Below are 15,597 nucleotides of genomic sequence, written 5' to 3'. Positions count from 1 at the left end.
GTCCATGTACGGACCTGGCCGTGACAAATGTCCCGGGAGCCGCCCCCGCCGACTGCTGACGTACCGTCAGCTGACGGCTGTCGGGAGGGTTCCCAACTCTCCCCGGCTCGGCTATACATGGGGATCACCGACCTAGAACGCGTTCTAGAACGGCCGCGTACGGGACGGTCCCCGCACGGCCTCGGTGCGGCCGACGGTGCGGACGGCCGCGCCGAGGTCTTCCCCGCCCACGAGGAGCAGCAGCCCGATGCCCATCGACCCCGCCAAGGCCGTCGCCGCCGAACCCCGCAGCGCCGAGATCTCCTGGGACCACAAGGACGTCCAGCTCTACCACCTGGGACTGGGCGCCGGCACCCCGGCGACCGACCCCGACGAGCTCCGCTACACCCTCGAATCCAGGCTCCACGTCCTGCCCAGCTTCGCCACCGTCGCGGGCGCCGGAATGGGTGTCGTCGGCGGGCTCTCCGCCCCCGGCGTCGACATCGACCTCGCCGCCGTCCTGCACGGCGGCCAGTCGGTCACCCTCCACCGGCCCGTCCCCGTGACCGGCCGGGCCGTCACCACCTCCCGCGTGGCCGCCGTCCACGACAAGGGCAAGGCCGCCGTCCTCGTCCTGCGCTCCGAGGTCGCCGACGACGACGGCCCGCTGTGGACCAGCGACGCGCAGATCTTCGTCCGCGGCGAGGGCGGCTGGGGCGGCGACCGCGGACCCTCCGAGCGCCTCGAACTCCCGGACCGCGAGCCCGACAAGACCGTCGAGCGGCCCGTACGCGAGGAGCAGGCCCTGCTCTACCGCCTCTCCGGCGACTGGAACCCGCTCCACGCGGACCCCGAGTTCGCCGCGCTCGCCGGCTTCGACCGGCCGATCCTGCACGGACTCTGCACGTACGGCATGACCCTCAAGGCGGTGGTGGACACGGTGCTCGGCGGAGACGTCGCCCGCGTCCGCTCGTACCGCACCCGATTCGCCGGGATCGTCTTCCCCGGCGAGACCCTGCGCATCCGGATGTGGGCCGACGAGGGCCGCGTCCAGGCGACCGTGACGGCCGTGGAGCGCGAGGACGCACCCGTGCTCGCCGACACCCTCGTCGAGCACTCGTAGAACCGGCCCGGCATTCGCACACCCGGCCCGGCGCTCGCACACCCGGCCCGGTGCTCGTAGGCCCGGCCCGGCACTCGTAGACCCATCCCGGAGGGAGCCGCACCATGCGCGCAGCCGTACTGCACGAGATCGGCCAGGACAAGCTCGAAGTGCTCGACGACGTCGAGGCGGTGGGCTTCGGCCCCGGCAAGGTGAAGATCCGGGTCCGGGCCACCGGCCTGTGCCACTCCGACGTCTCCGCGATGAGCGGCGTCCTCCCGCAGCCCGCCCCCTTCATCCCCGGCCACGAGGGCGCGGGCGAGATCCTCGACGTCGGCGACGGCGTCACCGGACTCACCCAGGGCCAGCGGGTGCTGCTCTGCTGGCTGCCCGCCTGCGGCAGCTGCCCCGCCTGCAAGCGCGGCCAGACCCAGCTCTGTCTGGCCGGATTCATGAACGCCGGCACGCCCAACTTCAAGCGCCCCGGCGGGGACGTCTTCGGCTTCGCCGGCACCGGCACCTTCACCGAGGAGGTCGTCGTCGACGCGGGCTGCGCCGTCCCGATCCCCGACGACGTGCCCTTCGACATCGCCGCCCTCATCGGCTGCGGCGTCACGACCGGCCTCGGCGCGGCCATCAACACGGCGAAGGTGGAAGCCGGTTCGTCCGTCGCCGTCATCGGCTGCGGCGGCGTCGGCATCTCCGCGATCCAGGGCGCCAAGCTCCAGGGCGCCGCCCAGATCGTCGCCGTCGACCCGGTCGAGTCCCGGCGCGAGGCCGCGCTGCGCTTCGGCGCCACCGAGGCCGTCGCCCCGGACGCGCTGGCCGATGCCAAGCAGCGGATCACCGGCGGCGAGGGCTTCGACTACGTCTTCGAGGTCGTCGGCCGCTCCGCCACCGCCCGCACCGCGTACGAGACCACCCGGCGCGGCGGCACCCTCTGCGTCGTCGGCGCGGGCGCGATGGACGACAACCTCCAGCTCAACATGTTCGAGCTGTTCTTCGACGAGAAGCGGATCCTGCCCTCCATGTACGGCGGCGGGGACGTGCTCCGCTCGTACGAACGGGCCATCGCGCTCTGGCGGGCGGGCCGTATCGACCTGGAGTCGCTCATCACCCACCGGGTCCCGCTCGCGGGCATCAACGAGGCCCTGGAGCAGATGCGTACGGGCGCCGCCCTCCGCACCTGCATCGAGATCTGAGAGGACCCCGACCCATGTCACTCCCGCTTGAGGGACTCAGTGCGATCGTCACCGGCGCCGGTCGGGGGCTCGGCCGCGCCGAGGCCCTGGAACTGGCCCGGCTCGGCGCCGCCGTCGTCGTCAACGACTACGGACAGCCCGGCCGCGACGGCTCGGGCACGGCTTCCGCCGCGCCCGCCGAGGAGGTCGTGGCGGAGATTCGCGCGACGGGCGGCCGGGCGGTCGCCCACCTCGGCGACGTCTCCGACTTCGAGTCGGCGCGAGCCCTCGTCGACCTGGCCGTCGAGGAGTTCGGCAAGCTGGACATCCTGGTCAACAACGCGGGCATCCTCCGCGACCGGATGGTCTTCTCGATGAGCGAGGACGAGTGGGACTCGGTCGTACGGGTCCACCTCAAGGGCCATTTCAACACCACCCACTTCGCCGCCGTGCACTGGCGAGGCCGGGCCAAGGCGGGGGAGACCGGCGTGTACGGCCGGATCGTCAACACCTCCTCCGAGGCCTTCCTCGCCGGCTCGGCCGGTCAGCCCAACTACGCGGCGGCCAAGGGCGGCATCGTGGGCCTGACCACCTCGACGGCGCTCGCCCTCGCCCGCTACGGGGTGACGGCCAACGCCATCTGCCCCCGGGCCAGGACCCGGATGACGGAGGACGTCTTCGCCGGCTTCGCCGAGCCGACCGCCGAGGGCGAGCTCGACCCGCTGTCGCCGGAGCACGTGGCGCCCCTCGTCGGCTATCTCGCCTCGCCGGCGGCGGCCGGGGTCAACGGCCAGCTGCTCGTCGTGCACGGCGGGATGGTGGCGATCGTGGACCGGCCGCGGGTGTCGGCCAAGTTCGACACGGCCAAGGAGTCGTTCACGTACGAGGAACTGGACGGCCTGCTGAGCCCGCACTACGCGTCCCGTCCGGCGGGCGAGACCTTCGCGGCGTCCGAGGTGCTCGGCCTGAAGAAGGGCTGAGGGCGGAGGGGCCACCGGCCGGGGTGCGGCTCGGCCGGGAGGGGGATGGTGGGGAGGACGAAGGGCCCCGGGTGACCCGGGGCCCTTCGCCCGATCCGGTACCGCCTGTTACTGCGAGACGGGCTCGCGGCGGTGGCGGCCGTGCGGGGAGGACGCGGAGTCCTCCGTCGGCGCGGCCTCACCGCGGTGCTTGCCGGAGCCGTTCGGCTCCTGCCCGTTCGTGTTGTTCTCCGACATGGTCGAACTCACCCCGTTGACATCGGTCCTGCTGTGCAGCCCGAGAGTCTATCCAGCGGGCCTGCGGTCCGTGAGCGGTGCCTGCTGAAGAGGGACCGGACGGCACACCCGGGGCTCCTCGGCGGCCGTCGCCGGCGTCACCGCCGCCGGCTCGGACTCCCGCCCCGGCCCCGCTTCCGGCTCCGGCGGAGGCTCCACGTCCGCGAGCCCGCAGGGCGCCCCGACCGTCGCGTACGGCAATCGGAGCACGCCACCGGCCGTCCACAGTCCCGACCCGGCCAGCCAGCCCACGGGTGCGGCCAGTTGGCCCATCCGGCGGGCCGACGGCTGCCAGGTGCCCACCCAGCTGCCGCCCGCCGCGTCGATCCGCAGCGCCACCCGGCAGCTCTCCGGCATCAGCACCTGCCCCGGCTGGACCGCGAACGGCGTCACGGCCGCGTCGTCCAGCCGCAGGCACTCCGGGAACCGCACCGGCAGCAGACTCCCGAGGACGCCCCAGCCCAGCCGGTCGTGCCCCGGGGAGGGAGCGTCGGAGCGGATCAGGAGCAGTCCGCTGTCCGGGTCGGCGAGGAGCAGCCGGTCGTCGCTGTCCTCGGTGATCTGGAGCAGCGGCGACACCTCACCGCCCCGCTCCAGGTCGACGGCGACGGCCTTCACCGGCCCGCCGTCGAGCCGCCGGTCGAGCGCGAGCATCCGGCCCGTACGGTCGAGCCATATCCCGCCCGTGCAGCGGCCCTCGACCTCCGCCACCCGCTCCGGGCCGAAGGCCCCGCCCGCGACCAGCCACAGGGTGGTCGTGTCGGGGCCGACGCACATCGCGTACGCGCAGATGCCGTCCGGCGAGGGCGGCAGCAGCACCAGCCGCTCGGAGCCCGGGGCCTCCACGGAGCCGAGCCGGAGCTCGCCGGTGGCCGGACCCGTGGGGTAGAGCAGCGAGAACGTGTTCCGGCGCCCGTCCACGCGGCGGGCGACCAGGACCCGGCCGTCGGCGAGGGGCAGCAGCTGGGTGCCCCGTTCCTCCGGCTGGCCCAGGGGGAGCGGTACGGCGTACGGCTCCGGACCGTCGAGGGTCCACCTCTCCACGTACAGGGCGTCCCCGTCGCCCGCGAGCCTGGCCGCGTACGCGCCGTTCGCCGTGATCGTGAAAGCCGTCGGCCGGCCGACGCCGCCGGGGAGTTCCCCGTCGCGGTCGTCGTCCTCGGCCGTGATCTCGATGGCACACGCTGTCATCGACTCGTCACCTCCGGCCATGAAGCTAGTTTTCGCACTTCCAGCCGAACAACACGAGCAGGGTCACTTCACACATAAGGGTGGCCCTGCGGCGGTTCTGCCGAGCGCCGGGGGGCGGGTGTGCTGGAGTGTGCCGGTGATGAGTAAGGTAAGGCGAACCTAAACGGAGTCTCGGCTTCCGGCCGGGCACCCCGGACGGAGCGCCACGCTCCGGCCGGTCGCGCCCGTCTCCCCGCCAGGACACGTACAGGAGCCCTCATCATGTCCCTCCGCCGCCGCGGCACCGCCGCCGCCGTCGCCCTCGTCGCCGCACTCTCGCTCGCGGCCTGCGGAGGAGGCGACGGAGGAACCGCCGGCGCCGCGAAGGAGGACGCGACCAAGAAGAAGGACGTCGCCACCGGCGGCAAGGACTTCGGCGACGCCGCCGCGAAGACCGCGGCCATGGGCACCGACGCCAAGGCCGGCCAGTTCCCGCGCACCCTGACCCACGCCCTCGGCACGACCGAACTGAAGGCCGCACCCCAGCGGGTCGTCGTCCTCGACGTCGGCGAGTTCGACAACGTCGTCTCCCTCGGCATCAAGCCCGTCGGCTACGCCCCCTCCGAGGGCGACGACGGCATCCCGGCCTACCTCGCCAAGGACGCCGGCACCCCGAAGTCCGTCGGCACGATCAACAACCTCAACCTGGAGGCCATCGCCAACCTCCAGCCCGACCTGATCCTCGGCAGCCAGCTGCGCGCCGCCGACAAGTACGACGAACTGTCGAAGATCGCGCCCACCGTGTTCTCCATCCGCCCGGGCTTCACCTGGAAGGAGAACTACCTCCTCAACGCCGCCGCGCTCGACAGGACCGCCGAGGCCGAGGAGAAGCTCGCCGCGTACGAGACCAAGGCGAAGCGGCTGGGCACGGACATCGGCCCCGACAAGCCGACCGTCTCGATGGTCCGCTACCTCCCGGGCAAGATCCGCCTCTACGCCAAGGCCTCCTTCATCGGCACCATCCTCGAGGACACCGGCCTGCCGCGGCCCGCGAACCAGCGGATCGACGAGCTGGCGGCCGAGATCAGCCCGGAGAAGATCGACGAGGCCGACGCCGACTGGATCTTCACCGGTGTCTACGGCGAGGCCAGGGCCACCAAGAAGGACGCCGCCCAGGCCAACCCGCTCTGGAAGAACCTCAAGGCCGTCAAGGCCGGCCGGGCCAAGGACGTCCCCGACGAGACCTGGTACCTCGGCCTCGGCGTGACGGCCGCCGACAGCGTCCTCGACGACCTGCGCGCGGACCTCGTCAAGAAGTAACCGCGGGCCGCGGGGAGGTATCCGCGGGCCGTGCGGGGAGGTATCCGCAGGTCACGCGGACAAGTATCCGCGGGCCGCGCGGAGAGGCAGCTGCGGGCCACGCGGAGGGGTATCCGCGGGCCGCGCGGAGAAGCCGCCGCCGATCTGGCCGAGAGGCCGGCCGACCGAAACCCCGGAGCCGGCCGACCCGAACGCCCGGCACCGGCCGACCCGAACCCGCGGCCCCGGCCCGAGCGGCGCCCGGACTCCGCTCCGGCGCCGCTCGCCACGACAGCGCCGCCGGGCGCTCCCGAAGGCCCCCGCACCACCTGCACGACAGCGCCGCCGGGCGCTCCCGAAGGCCCCCGCACCACCTGCGCGACAGCGCCGCCGGGCGCCCCCGACGGCCCCCGCGCCCCCTCCGCGACAGCGGAGCCGGGCGGCCCCGACGGCCGCCCCCGGAGCACCTCCGCGACAGCGGCGCCGGTCCGGGCGGAAAACGAAGCCAGGTAGCCTTTCCCTCGTGCCCCGTCTGTCTGAAGTCATCGCCGAGCTCGACGCCCTCTGGCCACCCGAGCGGGCCGAGTCGTGGGACGCCGTCGGCACCGTCTGCGGTGACCCCGACGCCGAGGTCACCCGTGTGCTCTTCGCCGTCGACCCCGTCCAGGAGATCGCCGACGAGGCGATCGCCCTCGGCGCCGACCTGATCGTCACCCACCACCCGCTCTACCTGCGCGGAACGACGACCGTCGCGGCGGGCCACTTCAAGGGCCGCGTCGTGCACGGCCTCATCAAGCACGACATCGCCCTCCACGTCGCGCACACCAACGCCGACACCGCCGACCCCGGCGTCTCCGACGCCCTCGCCGGCGCCCTCGACCTCCGGGTCACGGGCCCGCTCGTCCCCGAGAACAACCTCGGCCGGATCTGCGAGCTCGACCACCCCGAGACCCTCGCCGAGTTCGCCGCCCGCGCGGCGAAGCGGCTGCCCGCCACCGCGCAGGGCATCAGGGTCGCGGGAGACCCCGGCATGACCGTGCGCCGCGTTGCCGTCAGCGGCGGCTCCGGCGACAGCCTCTTCGACGCCGTACGAGCCGCCGGCGTGGACGCCTTCCTCACCGCGGACCTGCGCCACCACCCCGTCTCCGAGGCGACCCAGCAGTCGCCTCTGGGCCTGGTCGACGCCGCCCACTGGGCCACCGAATGGCCCTGGTGCGAGCAGGCCGCCGCCCAGCTCGACGCGATCTCCGACCGTCACGGCTGGGACCTCCGTGTCCACGTCTCGAAGACGGTCACCGACCCCTGGTCCTCCCACCACACCTCTCCTGGAGCCCCCAACTGAACGCCGCGCCCGCCGACCAGATCCGCCTCCTCGACGTCCAGGCCCTCGACGTCCGCCTCCAGCAGCTCGCGCACAAGCGCCGCTCGCTGCCCGAGCACGCCGAGATCGAGTCGCTGACCAAGGACCTCACCCAGCTGCGCGACCTGCTCGTCGCCGCGCAGACCGAGGAGAGCGACTGCGGCCGTGAGCAGACCAAGGCCGAGCAGGACGTCGACCAGGTCCGCCAGCGGGCCGCGCGCGACCAGCAGCGCCTCGACTCCGGTGCCGCCTCCCCGAAGGACCTGGAGAACCTCCAGCGCGAGCTCGTCTCCCTCGCCAAGCGCCAGGGCGACCTGGAGGAGATCGTCCTCGAGGTCATGGAGCGCCGCGAGTCCGTCCAGGAGCGCCTCACCGAGCTGAACGAGCGGGTCTCCGCCGTCCAGGCCAAGACCGAGGACGCGACCGTGCGCCGCGACGCCGCCGAGGGCGGGATCGCCGCCGAGGAGGCGTCCGTGGAGAAGGAGCGCGAGCTCGTCGCGGGCACCGTCCCGGCGGACCTCATGAAGCTGTACGAGAAGCTGCGCGTCCAGCAGGGCGGCGTCGGTGCGGCCCGCCTGTACCAGCGCAAGTGCGAGGGCTGCCACATCGAGCTCAACATCACCGAGGTCAACGAGGTCCGTGCCGCGGCCAAGGACGAGGTCCTGCGCTGCGAGAACTGCCGCCGGATCCTCGTCCGCACGTCGGAGTCCGGCCTGTAATGACGTCGTCGTCCTCACGTGAGGTGATCGTCGAGGCGGACGGCGGTTCCCGGGGCAACCCGGGGCCCGCCGGGTACGGCGCCGTGGTCCTGGATCCGGTGACGGGCGAGACGCTCGCGGAGGCCGCCGAGTACATCGGCGTGGCGACGAACAACGTCGCCGAGTACAAGGGCCTGGTCGCGGGCCTGAAGGCGGCGCGGGCCCTGTTCCCCGACTGCACCGTCCACGTCCGGATGGACTCCAAACTGGTCGTCGAGCAGATGTCCGGCCGCTGGAAGATCAAGCACCCGGACATGAAGCCGCTGGCGGCCGAGGCGGGCCGGGTCTTCCCGGCGGGCCGGGTGCGCTACGAGTGGATCCCGCGCGAGCGCAACAAGCACGCGGACCGGCTCGCGAACGAGGCGATGGACGCGGGCAAGCAGGGCCGCCGGTGGGAGCCGTCCGCCTCGACGGCCGCCCTGGACGCCTCCGCCGCCCGCAATGCCGCCGCCCCGCCCCCTTCGGGCCCTCCCGGCGACGCGACGGCGGGCGCGGCCCGCGCGAGGGCGGCACTGGGTTCGGCGAAGGCCCCCGGGTCCCCGACGGCCTCCGGGTACGACGAGGGGCTGTTCGCCGCCGCGTTCGCCACCGAAGAGGCCCTCACGGCCTCGGGAGACTTCGAGGCGGAGGCGGCTCATCCGGCGACGGCCCCGACCGTGGCCACCGCGTCCGTCGCAACCGCTCCTGACGCACCCGCACCCGGCGCGTCCGGCGCTTCCGCACCCGTGGTGTCCGCGTCCCAGGGCTGGTCCAACGGCCCCGACATGGGCGCGCCCGCCACCTTCGTCCTCCTGCGGCACGGTGAGACCGCCCTCACGCCCGAGAAGCGGTTCTCCGGGAGCGGGGGGAGCGACCCCGAGCTCTCGGCGGCCGGGCTGCGGCAGGCCGAGGCCGTCGCGGACGCGCTGGCCGCGCGCGGCACGATCCAGGAGATCGTCAGCTCGCCGCTCACCCGCTGTCGGCAGACCGCCGCCGCCGTCGCCGCCCGCCTCGGGCTCGACGTGCGCGTCGAACAGGGGCTGCGCGAGACCGACTTCGGCGCCTGGGAGGGGCTGACCTTCGGCGAGGTGCGGGAACGTCACCCCGAGGACCTCGACGCCTGGCTCTCCTCGCCGAAGGCCGCGCCGACGGGCGGAGGAGAGAGCTTCGCCACCGTCGCCCGCCGGGTCGCCACGACCCGCGACCGGCTGGCGGCCGCCTACGCGGGCCGCACCGTCCTCCTCGTCAGCCACGTCACGCCGATCAAGACCTTGGTCCGGCTCGCGCTCGGCGCCCCGCCGGAGTCGCTGTTCCGGATGGAGCTGTCGGCCGCGTCGATCTCGGCCGTGGCCTACTACGCCGACGGCAACGCGTCCGTACGCCTCCTCAACGACACCTCCCACCTGCGCTGACGGATTCCGTCGACGGGGTGACGTTCGGCCGGTAGGTCACCCGTTGGCAGATCATCGCCGACACGTCATCCGCCGACGGGCACCCGTACCGCCGCCGCCTCGCGCGCCAGCGTCTCCACCCGCGCCCAGTCGCGGGCGGCGAGGGCGTCGGGCGGCAGCATCCACGTACCGCCGACGCAGCCGACGTTCGGCAGGGAGAGATAGTCCCGGGCGTTGGCGGGGGAGACGCCGCCGGTCGGGCAGAAGCGGGCCCGGGGGAGGGGCCCCGCGAGGGACTTCAGATACGGGACGCCGCCCGCCGCCTCGGCCGGGAAGAACTTCATCGCGTCCACGCCCTGTTCGAGCAGCGCCACGACCTCCGAGGCCGTCGACACGCCCGGCAGGAACGGCACCCCGGACTCCCGCATCGCGCCCAGCAGCCGCTCGGTCCACCCGGGGCTCACCAGGAACCGGGCCCCGGCGCCGACCGCCTCGGCCACCCCCGCCGCCGAGACGACCGTTCCCGCGCCGACCACCGCGTCCGGCACCTCGGCCGCGATCGCGCGGACGGCGTCCAGGGCCGCCGGGGTACGCAGGGTGACCTCGATCAGCGGCAGTCCGCCGGCGACCAGGGCACGGGCCAGGGGCACGGCGTCGGCGGCGTCCTCGATCACGACGACCGGGACGACGGGGGTTTCCGGGGCAAGGTCGAACACGCTCGTCATGGGCCTCATCCTGCCCACGACGAGCGTCAGTCGCAACGACCGTTGCGTAGGGCGCAACAGCCCTGATGGGGTCCCTAGTGGATCTCGTCCACCAGCACGTCCAGCGCCCCCGGCTTCCCGCTCTCCTCCACCACGTACCGAAGGTCCCGCAGCGCCCCCACCAGCTCCTCCGTCGACCGCGGCACCGCGCCCTCCTCCAGGAGACTCCGGACGATCCGCCCCTTCGTCGCCTTGTTGAAGTGGCTGACCACCTTCCGGGTCGGCGCGTGCAGCACACGCACCGTCGCCGTCCGCGCCGCCACCTCCCCCTTCGGCTTCCACGCCGACGCGTACGCCGACGAACGCAGATCCAGGACCAGCCCGTCACCGGCCGCCTCGGGAAGCACGGACGCCATCGCACCCCGCCAGTGCCCGCCCAGCGCACCGAGCCCCGGCAGCTTCACCCCCATCGAGCAGCGGTACGACGGAATCCGGTCGGTCACCCGCACCGCGCCCCACAGCCCCGAGAACACCAGGAGGGACCGACCCGCCCGCCTCTTCGCCGCCGCGTCCAGGGACGCCAGACCCAGCGCGTCGTACAGCACGCCCGTGTAGATCTCCCCGGCCGGACGCGCGCCCGCCGTCCGCAGCTCCACGTTCTTCGCGACCTCGCCGCGCAGCCCCTCGCTCAGACCGAGCACCCCGCGCGCCTTCTCCTCGTCGGCCGCGCACAGCTCGACCAGCTCGTCCAGGACCGCCGCCCGGGCCCCGGCGAGCCCCGGAAGCGACAGCGACTCCGGCTTGAGCGGCGCCCCGCGCCCCGAGGAGGCCTTGCCCTCGGAGGGCGGCAACAGCACGAGCACGGTGGTTCTCCTTTGTCCGTACGGGGATGGGGGTGCGGCCCCGGGAACCCAGCGTACGAGGTACGGCACGCCTCCCCGTACAAGGTGCCGCACCCCTCCCCGCCCCATACGCTCGGTCCATGCCCCGCCGCCACATCCACGTGACCGGCGCAGCCGAGGCTCCGCTGCGGGCCGCCCTGCGCGCACTCCGTACCGAGCTCGCGATCCCCGAAGCCTTCCCGCCCGCCGTCCTCGCCGAGGCCGAAGCCGTCGCGAAGGCCCCCCGGCTCCCCGCGCACGACGCCACCGACCTGCCCTTCTTCACCGTCGACCCGCCGACCTCCACCGACCTCGACCAGGCCATGCACCTGGCCCGCAGGTCCGACGGCGGCTACCGCGTCCACTACGCCATCGCCGACGTCGCCGCCTTCGTCACCCCCGGCTCCGCCCTCGACACCGAGGCACACCGGCGCGTCCTCACCCTCTACTTCCCCGACGGCAAGATCCCCCTCCACCCCACCGTCCTCTCCGAAGGCGCCGCCAGCCTCCTCCCCGGAGAACCCCGCCCCGCCCTCCTGTGGCGCATCGACCTCGACGCCGAAGGCCGCCGCGTCGCCACCGACGTCCGCCGCGCCCTCGTCCGCAGCCGGGCCAAACTCGACTACGCGGGCGTACAACGGCAGATCGACAGCGGAACCGCCGAGGAACCCGTCGCCCTCCTCCGCGAGATCGGACGCCTCCGCGAAGCGCTCGAAGGCGAACGCGGCGGGATCTCCCTCAACGTCCCCGAACAGGAGATCGTCGAGCAGGACCACACCTACTCCCTCGCCTACCGGGCCCCGCTCCCCGCCGACGGCTGGAACGCCCAGATCTCCCTCCTCACCGGGATGGCCGCCGCCGACCTCATGACCGCCGCCGGCACCGGCATCCTGCGCACCCTCCCCACCGCCCCCGACGGCGCCGTCGCCCGGCTCCGCCGCTCCGCACAGGCCCTCGGCGTCGACTGGCCGCACCACGTCTCGTACGCCGACGTCGTCCGCGCCGCCGACCCCACCGACCCGCGCCACGCCGCCTTCCTCCAGGAGTGCACCACCCTGCTGCGCGGCGCCGGATACACCGTCTTCACCGACGGCCATATCCCCACCCCCGCCGTGCACGCCGCCGTCGCCGACGAATACACCCACTGCACCGCGCCCCTGCGCCGGCTCGTCGACCGGTACGCGGGCGAACTGTGCGTCGCCGCCGTCGCGGGCGACGAACCGCCCGAGTGGGTCCGGGCCGCCCTGCCCGCCCTCCCCGACGAGATGGCCGAGGGCTCGCGCCGCGCCAACACCGTCGAGCGCGAGAGCGTCGACATCGTCGAGGCGGCGCTGCTGAGCGAACGCGTCGGCGAGATCTTCGACGCCTACGTGATCGACGTGAAGGAGCGCGAACCGTCCGTCGGCACCGTCCACCTCGACGACCCGGCGGTCGTCGCCCGCATCGCGGGCGGCGAATCCCGGCTGCCGCTCGGGGAGTGGCTGCGCGTCAGGCTCGCGGAGGCGGACCCGGGGACGGCGAAGGTGCTGTTCGCACCCGCGTGAGAGCCGCGTCGAGCGCCCGGTACAGGGCCCGCGGATCGTCCGCGTGGAACCGGATCAGCCGCACCGGCCGGGGCGCGCCCAGCAGCCGGGGCGCGTCCACCGGCTCGGTCAGCTCGACGGTCACCGAGGTCTGCGAACCGACCGCGAGATTCAGCTCGCCCTCGGCCTTCTCGTGCGAGAACAGCAGCTCCCGGCGGACGGCCGCGACCCGGTCCAGCGGAACGCGCACGTCGACGTGAGCGGCCTGCCGAAGCCGCAGGACGCCACCGGTGAGCGTGTGCGGACGGGTCACGGAGGCGGCGTGCAGCCCCAGGACGAACAGCACGGTGTAGACGTCCAGGACGAGGACGACCGTGTGGACCAGGGGCCAGTCGGCGAGCAGGTACGACATGCCGACGGTCTCCACCAGGCACACGAACGCGAAGCCGTACATCAGCGCCCCCTGGTCGCGCGCGTGCGGGAACACGGCGTCCGCGCCGCCGACCCCGTGCGGCCGCCGCGCCGCCCACCGCAGCAGACTCTCCGTGATCCGCAGCTCGTGCCCCAGCAGCCGCAGCACGGCCTCCGGCACGAGCTCGGCGACGGCCTCCCGCCGGGAGAACCCCCGCCGCCGCAGCCGCAGATAGACGAGCCCCTCGGCGAGCAGCAGCGCGACGACCAGAACCTCGGTGACGGCGATGACCGACCCGGGTATCCGGACCCCGCCGAAGAGAAGGACGACGAGAACGAGCTCGGCGGGGAGTGCGACGCGCGCGACCAGCCGGAGAAGACGGAGAAGGGGGGAGCGGGTGCCGCCGGAGCCCGTCACGGCCGCTGCTCCCGTCGCTCCCGCACCAGGCGCATCGCCAGGTGGACGGCGGCGGACTGCGCCGGAGCGAGGTCCGCGAACAGGGCGTCGGCGAGGGACGCGCCGGGGACACCGGCGGCGCCGCCCGACCCGGCGGTCGGGATCTCGACCCCCAGCTCGTCCGGCAGACAGGCCGCGAGCACCCCGGCCGCCTCCGCGACCCGGGGATCGTCCGCCTCCGCCCCCGAAAGGGCGTCGAGCAGCGGGTACACCTCACGCGCGTGCTCCGCCGCCCCCTCCATGAGCCCCATCAGCCGGGACCGCTCCGCCTCCGGCACGACGGCGTCGAGCAGCGCCAGGATCTCCCGGTCCTTCGCCGCCATGGGCGACTCCGGCAGCTCGCCCAGACCCGCGAGCAGCGCGGAGAGCTCGGGCGACAAGGGCCCGTCGGCGGGCAGCCGGCCCGCCCGCGCCTCGTCGAGGAGCGTGGCGAGGCGCTCCCGGCGGTCCCGGATCTCCGCCTCCTGACGCGCCAGGTCCTGCGACAGCTCCTCCATCACCTCCACGAGCCCCCGCCCCTCGTCGTCCGCGAGCACCACGCGAACCTCGTCGAGCCCGAGCCCGAGCTCGGTGAGCCGCCGGATCCGGGCGAGCAGGACGGCGTCCCGGACGCCGTACTCCCGGTATCCGTTGGCCCGCCGCGCGGGCTCGGGCAGCAGCCCCGACTGGTGGTAGTGCCGCACGGCCCGGGGAGTCACCCCGACCAGCGCGGCGATCTCGCCGATACGCATGCGCCCAGTAGAAACCCTGACGTTGCGGCAAGGTCAAGCACGAACGGTCCGGACCGGCACCGAGATCCCCACCCCCTCGGCTCCGACCCCGACACGTCCTGCTCCCCCTGAATCGGCGGGTAGCATGGTCGCCACGGCAGACGAGCCGGGCGGACGGCCGCGTGGAGATCCTCGGATCTTCCCGAGGAACGTCCGGGCTCCACAGAGCAGGGTGGTGGCTAACGGCCACCCGGGGTGACCCGCGGGACAGTGCCACAGAAAACAGACCGCCGAGGACTTCGGTCCCCGGTAAGGGTGAAACGGTGGTGTAAGAGACCACCAGCGCCTGAGGTGACTCAGGCGGCTAGGTAAACCCCACTCGGAGCAAGGTCAAGAGGGGACACCTCGGTGTCCCTGCGCGGATGTTCGAGGGCTGCTCGCCCGAGTCCGCGGGTAGACCGCAGGAGGCCGGCGGCAACGCCGGTCCTAGATGGATGGCCGTCGCCCCGACGACCGCGAGGTCCCGGGGCACAGAACCCGGCGTACAGCCCGACTCGTCTGTCGGCCCACGTGGGAAGGGCCCCTGTCCAGGCACATCGCCTGGACAGGGGCCCTTTCCCGTTGGGCCTCCGGGCGGGACCGGAGAGAACCGGAGAGAACCGGAGAGGACCGGCGTGCCGTCAGGGGCGCCGGACCTCGAAGTGGAAGCAGCCGTACTCGACGGCACGGACGTGCACCAGCGCCACCGCGGGGTCGGCGAACGCCTCGGCGAAGGCCTGGTCGAAGCCCTCGCCGGTCGCCTCGGGAATCTCCAGAAGACGGCCCCCGACGATCCGGCCCGCCGTGTCGTACCGGCGGAGGGTCCGCAGAGCCCCGGCCCGCGCGAAGGGGTACTCCTCCGAGGGCGCGGGCCCGCCGCACTCGGCCGCGTGGACGAAGACGGGCCCCTGCTCGTCGTACGCGCCCGGCTCGGCCCCGGTCTCGGCGGCCCAGCGCCGCAGCGGAGCGTAGGAGACGAGCGCGATCGACTCGCCCGGGGCGGAGAGGCGCAGACAGCAACGCAGGGGATCGCCGCCCTCGACGGCGGTGTACGGCACGCAGGCGCGCCCCGCGTCGTCCGCGACCCGCAGTTGGGCGAGGGCGGAGGGCGGGACGGGGAGGGGGGAGTAGGTGGGGGTGCTGCTGGGGGTGCCGGTGCCGGTGTGGGTTTGGGTCGTCATACGGCCAGCGTCATGGGGCGCGACGTGGAGTGCTGGCGCAATTCGGACGGGGCGGTCGAGGTGGTGGGTGGGTGCGGGTTCGGGCGGGGTTCTGGGGGTGGACCGGCTTCGGAAGTGTGGCGTGCGGCCGCCCTCTTTCCGAGCGTGGCGGTCTCCGTCACCGCGTCAAGGGCGCCTGACGGCGTCGCTTGCGCGATGGGCAAGCCCACCCTTGAC

Annotated in this window: 15 protein-coding genes and 1 other RNA gene; 9 read left to right on the top strand and 7 right to left on the bottom strand. The window is 73.7% G+C overall.

The annotated features are described in order from the left end of the window. Positions 1 to 247: 247 nt before the first annotated feature. The 3 genes from IE311_RS35210 to IE311_RS35200 all read left to right on the top strand — a co-directional run bounded on the left by IE311_RS35210 (position 248) and on the right by IE311_RS35200 (position 3,242). Positions 248 to 1,102 (top strand): MaoC/PaaZ C-terminal domain-containing protein, encoded by an 855-nt coding sequence (locus IE311_RS35210; protein WP_189835968.1) that lies wholly within the window; start codon positions 248 to 250, stop codon positions 1,100 to 1,102. Between the two features lie 104 nt (positions 1,103 to 1,206). Beyond that, complete coding sequence (locus IE311_RS35205; protein ID WP_189835967.1) at positions 1,207 to 2,283, top strand: Zn-dependent alcohol dehydrogenase; 1,077 nt, start codon at positions 1,207 to 1,209, stop codon at positions 2,281 to 2,283. Positions 2,284 to 2,297: 14 nt separating this feature from the next. Continuing rightward, on the top strand, positions 2,298 to 3,242 hold the full coding sequence (locus IE311_RS35200; RefSeq protein WP_189835966.1) for a 3-oxoacyl-ACP reductase: 945 nt from the start codon (positions 2,298 to 2,300) through the stop codon (positions 3,240 to 3,242). Between the two features lie 108 nt (positions 3,243 to 3,350). On the opposite strand, the gene IE311_RS37180 is transcribed toward IE311_RS35200, so the two are convergent. Both IE311_RS37180 and IE311_RS35195 read right to left on the bottom strand, forming a co-directional pair. Then, positions 3,351 to 3,479, bottom strand: a complete 129-nt coding sequence (locus IE311_RS37180; protein WP_268257228.1) for a hypothetical protein — start codon at positions 3,477 to 3,479, stop codon at positions 3,351 to 3,353. A 48-nt stretch (positions 3,480 to 3,527) separates the two neighbouring features. Beyond that, positions 3,528 to 4,709 (bottom strand): hypothetical protein, encoded by a 1,182-nt coding sequence (locus IE311_RS35195; protein ID WP_189835965.1) that lies wholly within the window; start codon positions 4,707 to 4,709, stop codon positions 3,528 to 3,530. A 261-nt stretch (positions 4,710 to 4,970) separates the two neighbouring features. On the opposite strand from IE311_RS35195, the gene IE311_RS35190 reads away from it, so the two are divergent. The 4 genes from IE311_RS35190 to IE311_RS35175 all read left to right on the top strand — a co-directional run bounded on the left by IE311_RS35190 (position 4,971) and on the right by IE311_RS35175 (position 9,496). Next, on the top strand, positions 4,971 to 6,008 hold the full coding sequence (locus tag IE311_RS35190; RefSeq protein ID WP_189835964.1) for an ABC transporter substrate-binding protein: 1,038 nt from the start codon (positions 4,971 to 4,973) through the stop codon (positions 6,006 to 6,008). Between the two features lie 502 nt (positions 6,009 to 6,510). Further along, positions 6,511 to 7,329, top strand: coding sequence for a Nif3-like dinuclear metal center hexameric protein (locus IE311_RS35185; RefSeq protein ID WP_189835963.1), 819 nt, complete (start codon positions 6,511 to 6,513; stop codon positions 7,327 to 7,329). Continuing rightward, positions 7,326 to 8,066 (top strand): zinc ribbon domain-containing protein, encoded by a 741-nt coding sequence (locus tag IE311_RS35180; protein WP_189835985.1) that lies wholly within the window; start codon positions 7,326 to 7,328, stop codon positions 8,064 to 8,066. Before IE311_RS35185 ends, IE311_RS35180 begins: the two co-directional genes overlap by 4 nt. After that, positions 8,066 to 9,496, top strand: coding sequence for a bifunctional RNase H/acid phosphatase (locus tag IE311_RS35175; protein WP_189835962.1), 1,431 nt, complete (start codon positions 8,066 to 8,068; stop codon positions 9,494 to 9,496). Before IE311_RS35180 ends, IE311_RS35175 begins: the two co-directional genes overlap by 1 nt. 65 nt (positions 9,497 to 9,561) lie before the next feature. On the opposite strand, the gene eda is transcribed toward IE311_RS35175, so the two are convergent. Together eda and yaaA are read right to left on the bottom strand one after the other, a co-directional pair. Further along, complete coding sequence (eda, locus tag IE311_RS35170; RefSeq protein ID WP_189835961.1) at positions 9,562 to 10,200, bottom strand: bifunctional 4-hydroxy-2-oxoglutarate aldolase/2-dehydro-3-deoxy-phosphogluconate aldolase; 639 nt, start codon at positions 10,198 to 10,200, stop codon at positions 9,562 to 9,564. A 74-nt stretch (positions 10,201 to 10,274) separates the two neighbouring features. Then, complete coding sequence (yaaA, locus tag IE311_RS35165) at positions 10,275 to 11,042, bottom strand: peroxide stress protein YaaA (RefSeq protein WP_189835960.1); 768 nt, start codon at positions 11,040 to 11,042, stop codon at positions 10,275 to 10,277. A 119-nt stretch (positions 11,043 to 11,161) separates the two neighbouring features. Here yaaA and IE311_RS35160 point away from each other — a divergent pair, with 119 nt between their 5' ends. Continuing rightward, positions 11,162 to 12,604: an RNB domain-containing ribonuclease gene (locus tag IE311_RS35160; RefSeq protein ID WP_189835959.1), complete on the top strand. Its 1,443-nt coding sequence runs from the start codon at positions 11,162 to 11,164 to the stop codon at positions 12,602 to 12,604. On the opposite strand, the gene IE311_RS35155 is transcribed toward IE311_RS35160, so the two are convergent. Both IE311_RS35155 and IE311_RS35150 read right to left on the bottom strand, forming a co-directional pair. After that, positions 12,549 to 13,412, bottom strand: coding sequence for a hypothetical protein (locus tag IE311_RS35155; protein ID WP_189835958.1), 864 nt, complete (start codon positions 13,410 to 13,412; stop codon positions 12,549 to 12,551). The two genes, IE311_RS35160 and IE311_RS35155, sit on opposite strands and share 56 nt — an antisense overlap. Then, positions 13,409 to 14,182: a MerR family transcriptional regulator gene (locus IE311_RS35150; RefSeq protein WP_189835957.1), complete on the bottom strand. Its 774-nt coding sequence runs from the start codon at positions 14,180 to 14,182 to the stop codon at positions 13,409 to 13,411. Before IE311_RS35150 ends, IE311_RS35155 begins: the two co-directional genes overlap by 4 nt. Positions 14,183 to 14,323: 141 nt before the next feature. On the opposite strand from IE311_RS35150, the gene rnpB reads away from it, so the two are divergent. Next, positions 14,324 to 14,722: RNase P RNA component class A (rnpB, locus tag IE311_RS35145), an RNA gene on the top strand. 119 nt (positions 14,723 to 14,841) lie between these two features. Here the strand turns inward: rnpB and IE311_RS35140 are convergent. Then, positions 14,842 to 15,381: a DUF1203 domain-containing protein gene (locus IE311_RS35140; protein WP_189835956.1), complete on the bottom strand. Its 540-nt coding sequence runs from the start codon at positions 15,379 to 15,381 to the stop codon at positions 14,842 to 14,844. Positions 15,382 to 15,597: the final 216 nt, after the last annotated feature.

Source organism: Streptomyces zaomyceticus (genome assembly GCF_014656215.1).
GTDB classification, from domain to species: Bacteria; Actinomycetota; Actinomycetes; order Streptomycetales; family Streptomycetaceae; genus Streptomyces; species Streptomyces zaomyceticus.
Note: the sequence above shows the minus strand (reverse complement) of the source record. Positions and strands in the feature narration are given on the sequence as shown.

Bases quoted from the DNA above. Each gene is read 5' to 3' on its own strand.
- IE311_RS35210 (WP_189835968.1), top strand. From the start codon at position 248: ATGCCCATCGACCCCGCCAAGGCCGTCGCCGCCGAACCCCGCAGCGCC.
- IE311_RS35205 (WP_189835967.1), top strand. From the start codon at position 1,207: ATGCGCGCAGCCGTACTGCACGAGATCGGCCAGGACAAGCTCGAAGTG.
- IE311_RS35200 (WP_189835966.1), top strand. From the start codon at position 2,298: ATGTCACTCCCGCTTGAGGGACTCAGTGCGATCGTCACCGGCGCCGGT.
- IE311_RS37180 (WP_268257228.1), bottom strand. From the start codon at position 3,479: ATGTCGGAGAACAACACGAACGGGCAGGAGCCGAACGGCTCCGGCAAG.
- IE311_RS35195 (WP_189835965.1), bottom strand. From the start codon at position 4,709: ATGACAGCGTGTGCCATCGAGATCACGGCCGAGGACGACGACCGCGAC.
- IE311_RS35190 (WP_189835964.1), top strand. From the start codon at position 4,971: ATGTCCCTCCGCCGCCGCGGCACCGCCGCCGCCGTCGCCCTCGTCGCC.
- IE311_RS35175 (WP_189835962.1), top strand. From the start codon at position 8,066: ATGACGTCGTCGTCCTCACGTGAGGTGATCGTCGAGGCGGACGGCGGT.
- eda (WP_189835961.1), bottom strand. From the start codon at position 10,200: ATGACGAGCGTGTTCGACCTTGCCCCGGAAACCCCCGTCGTCCCGGTC.
- IE311_RS35160 (WP_189835959.1), top strand. From the start codon at position 11,162: ATGCCCCGCCGCCACATCCACGTGACCGGCGCAGCCGAGGCTCCGCTG.
- IE311_RS35150 (WP_189835957.1), bottom strand. From the start codon at position 14,182: ATGCGTATCGGCGAGATCGCCGCGCTGGTCGGGGTGACTCCCCGGGCC.
- IE311_RS35140 (WP_189835956.1), bottom strand. From the start codon at position 15,381: ATGACGACCCAAACCCACACCGGCACCGGCACCCCCAGCAGCACCCCC.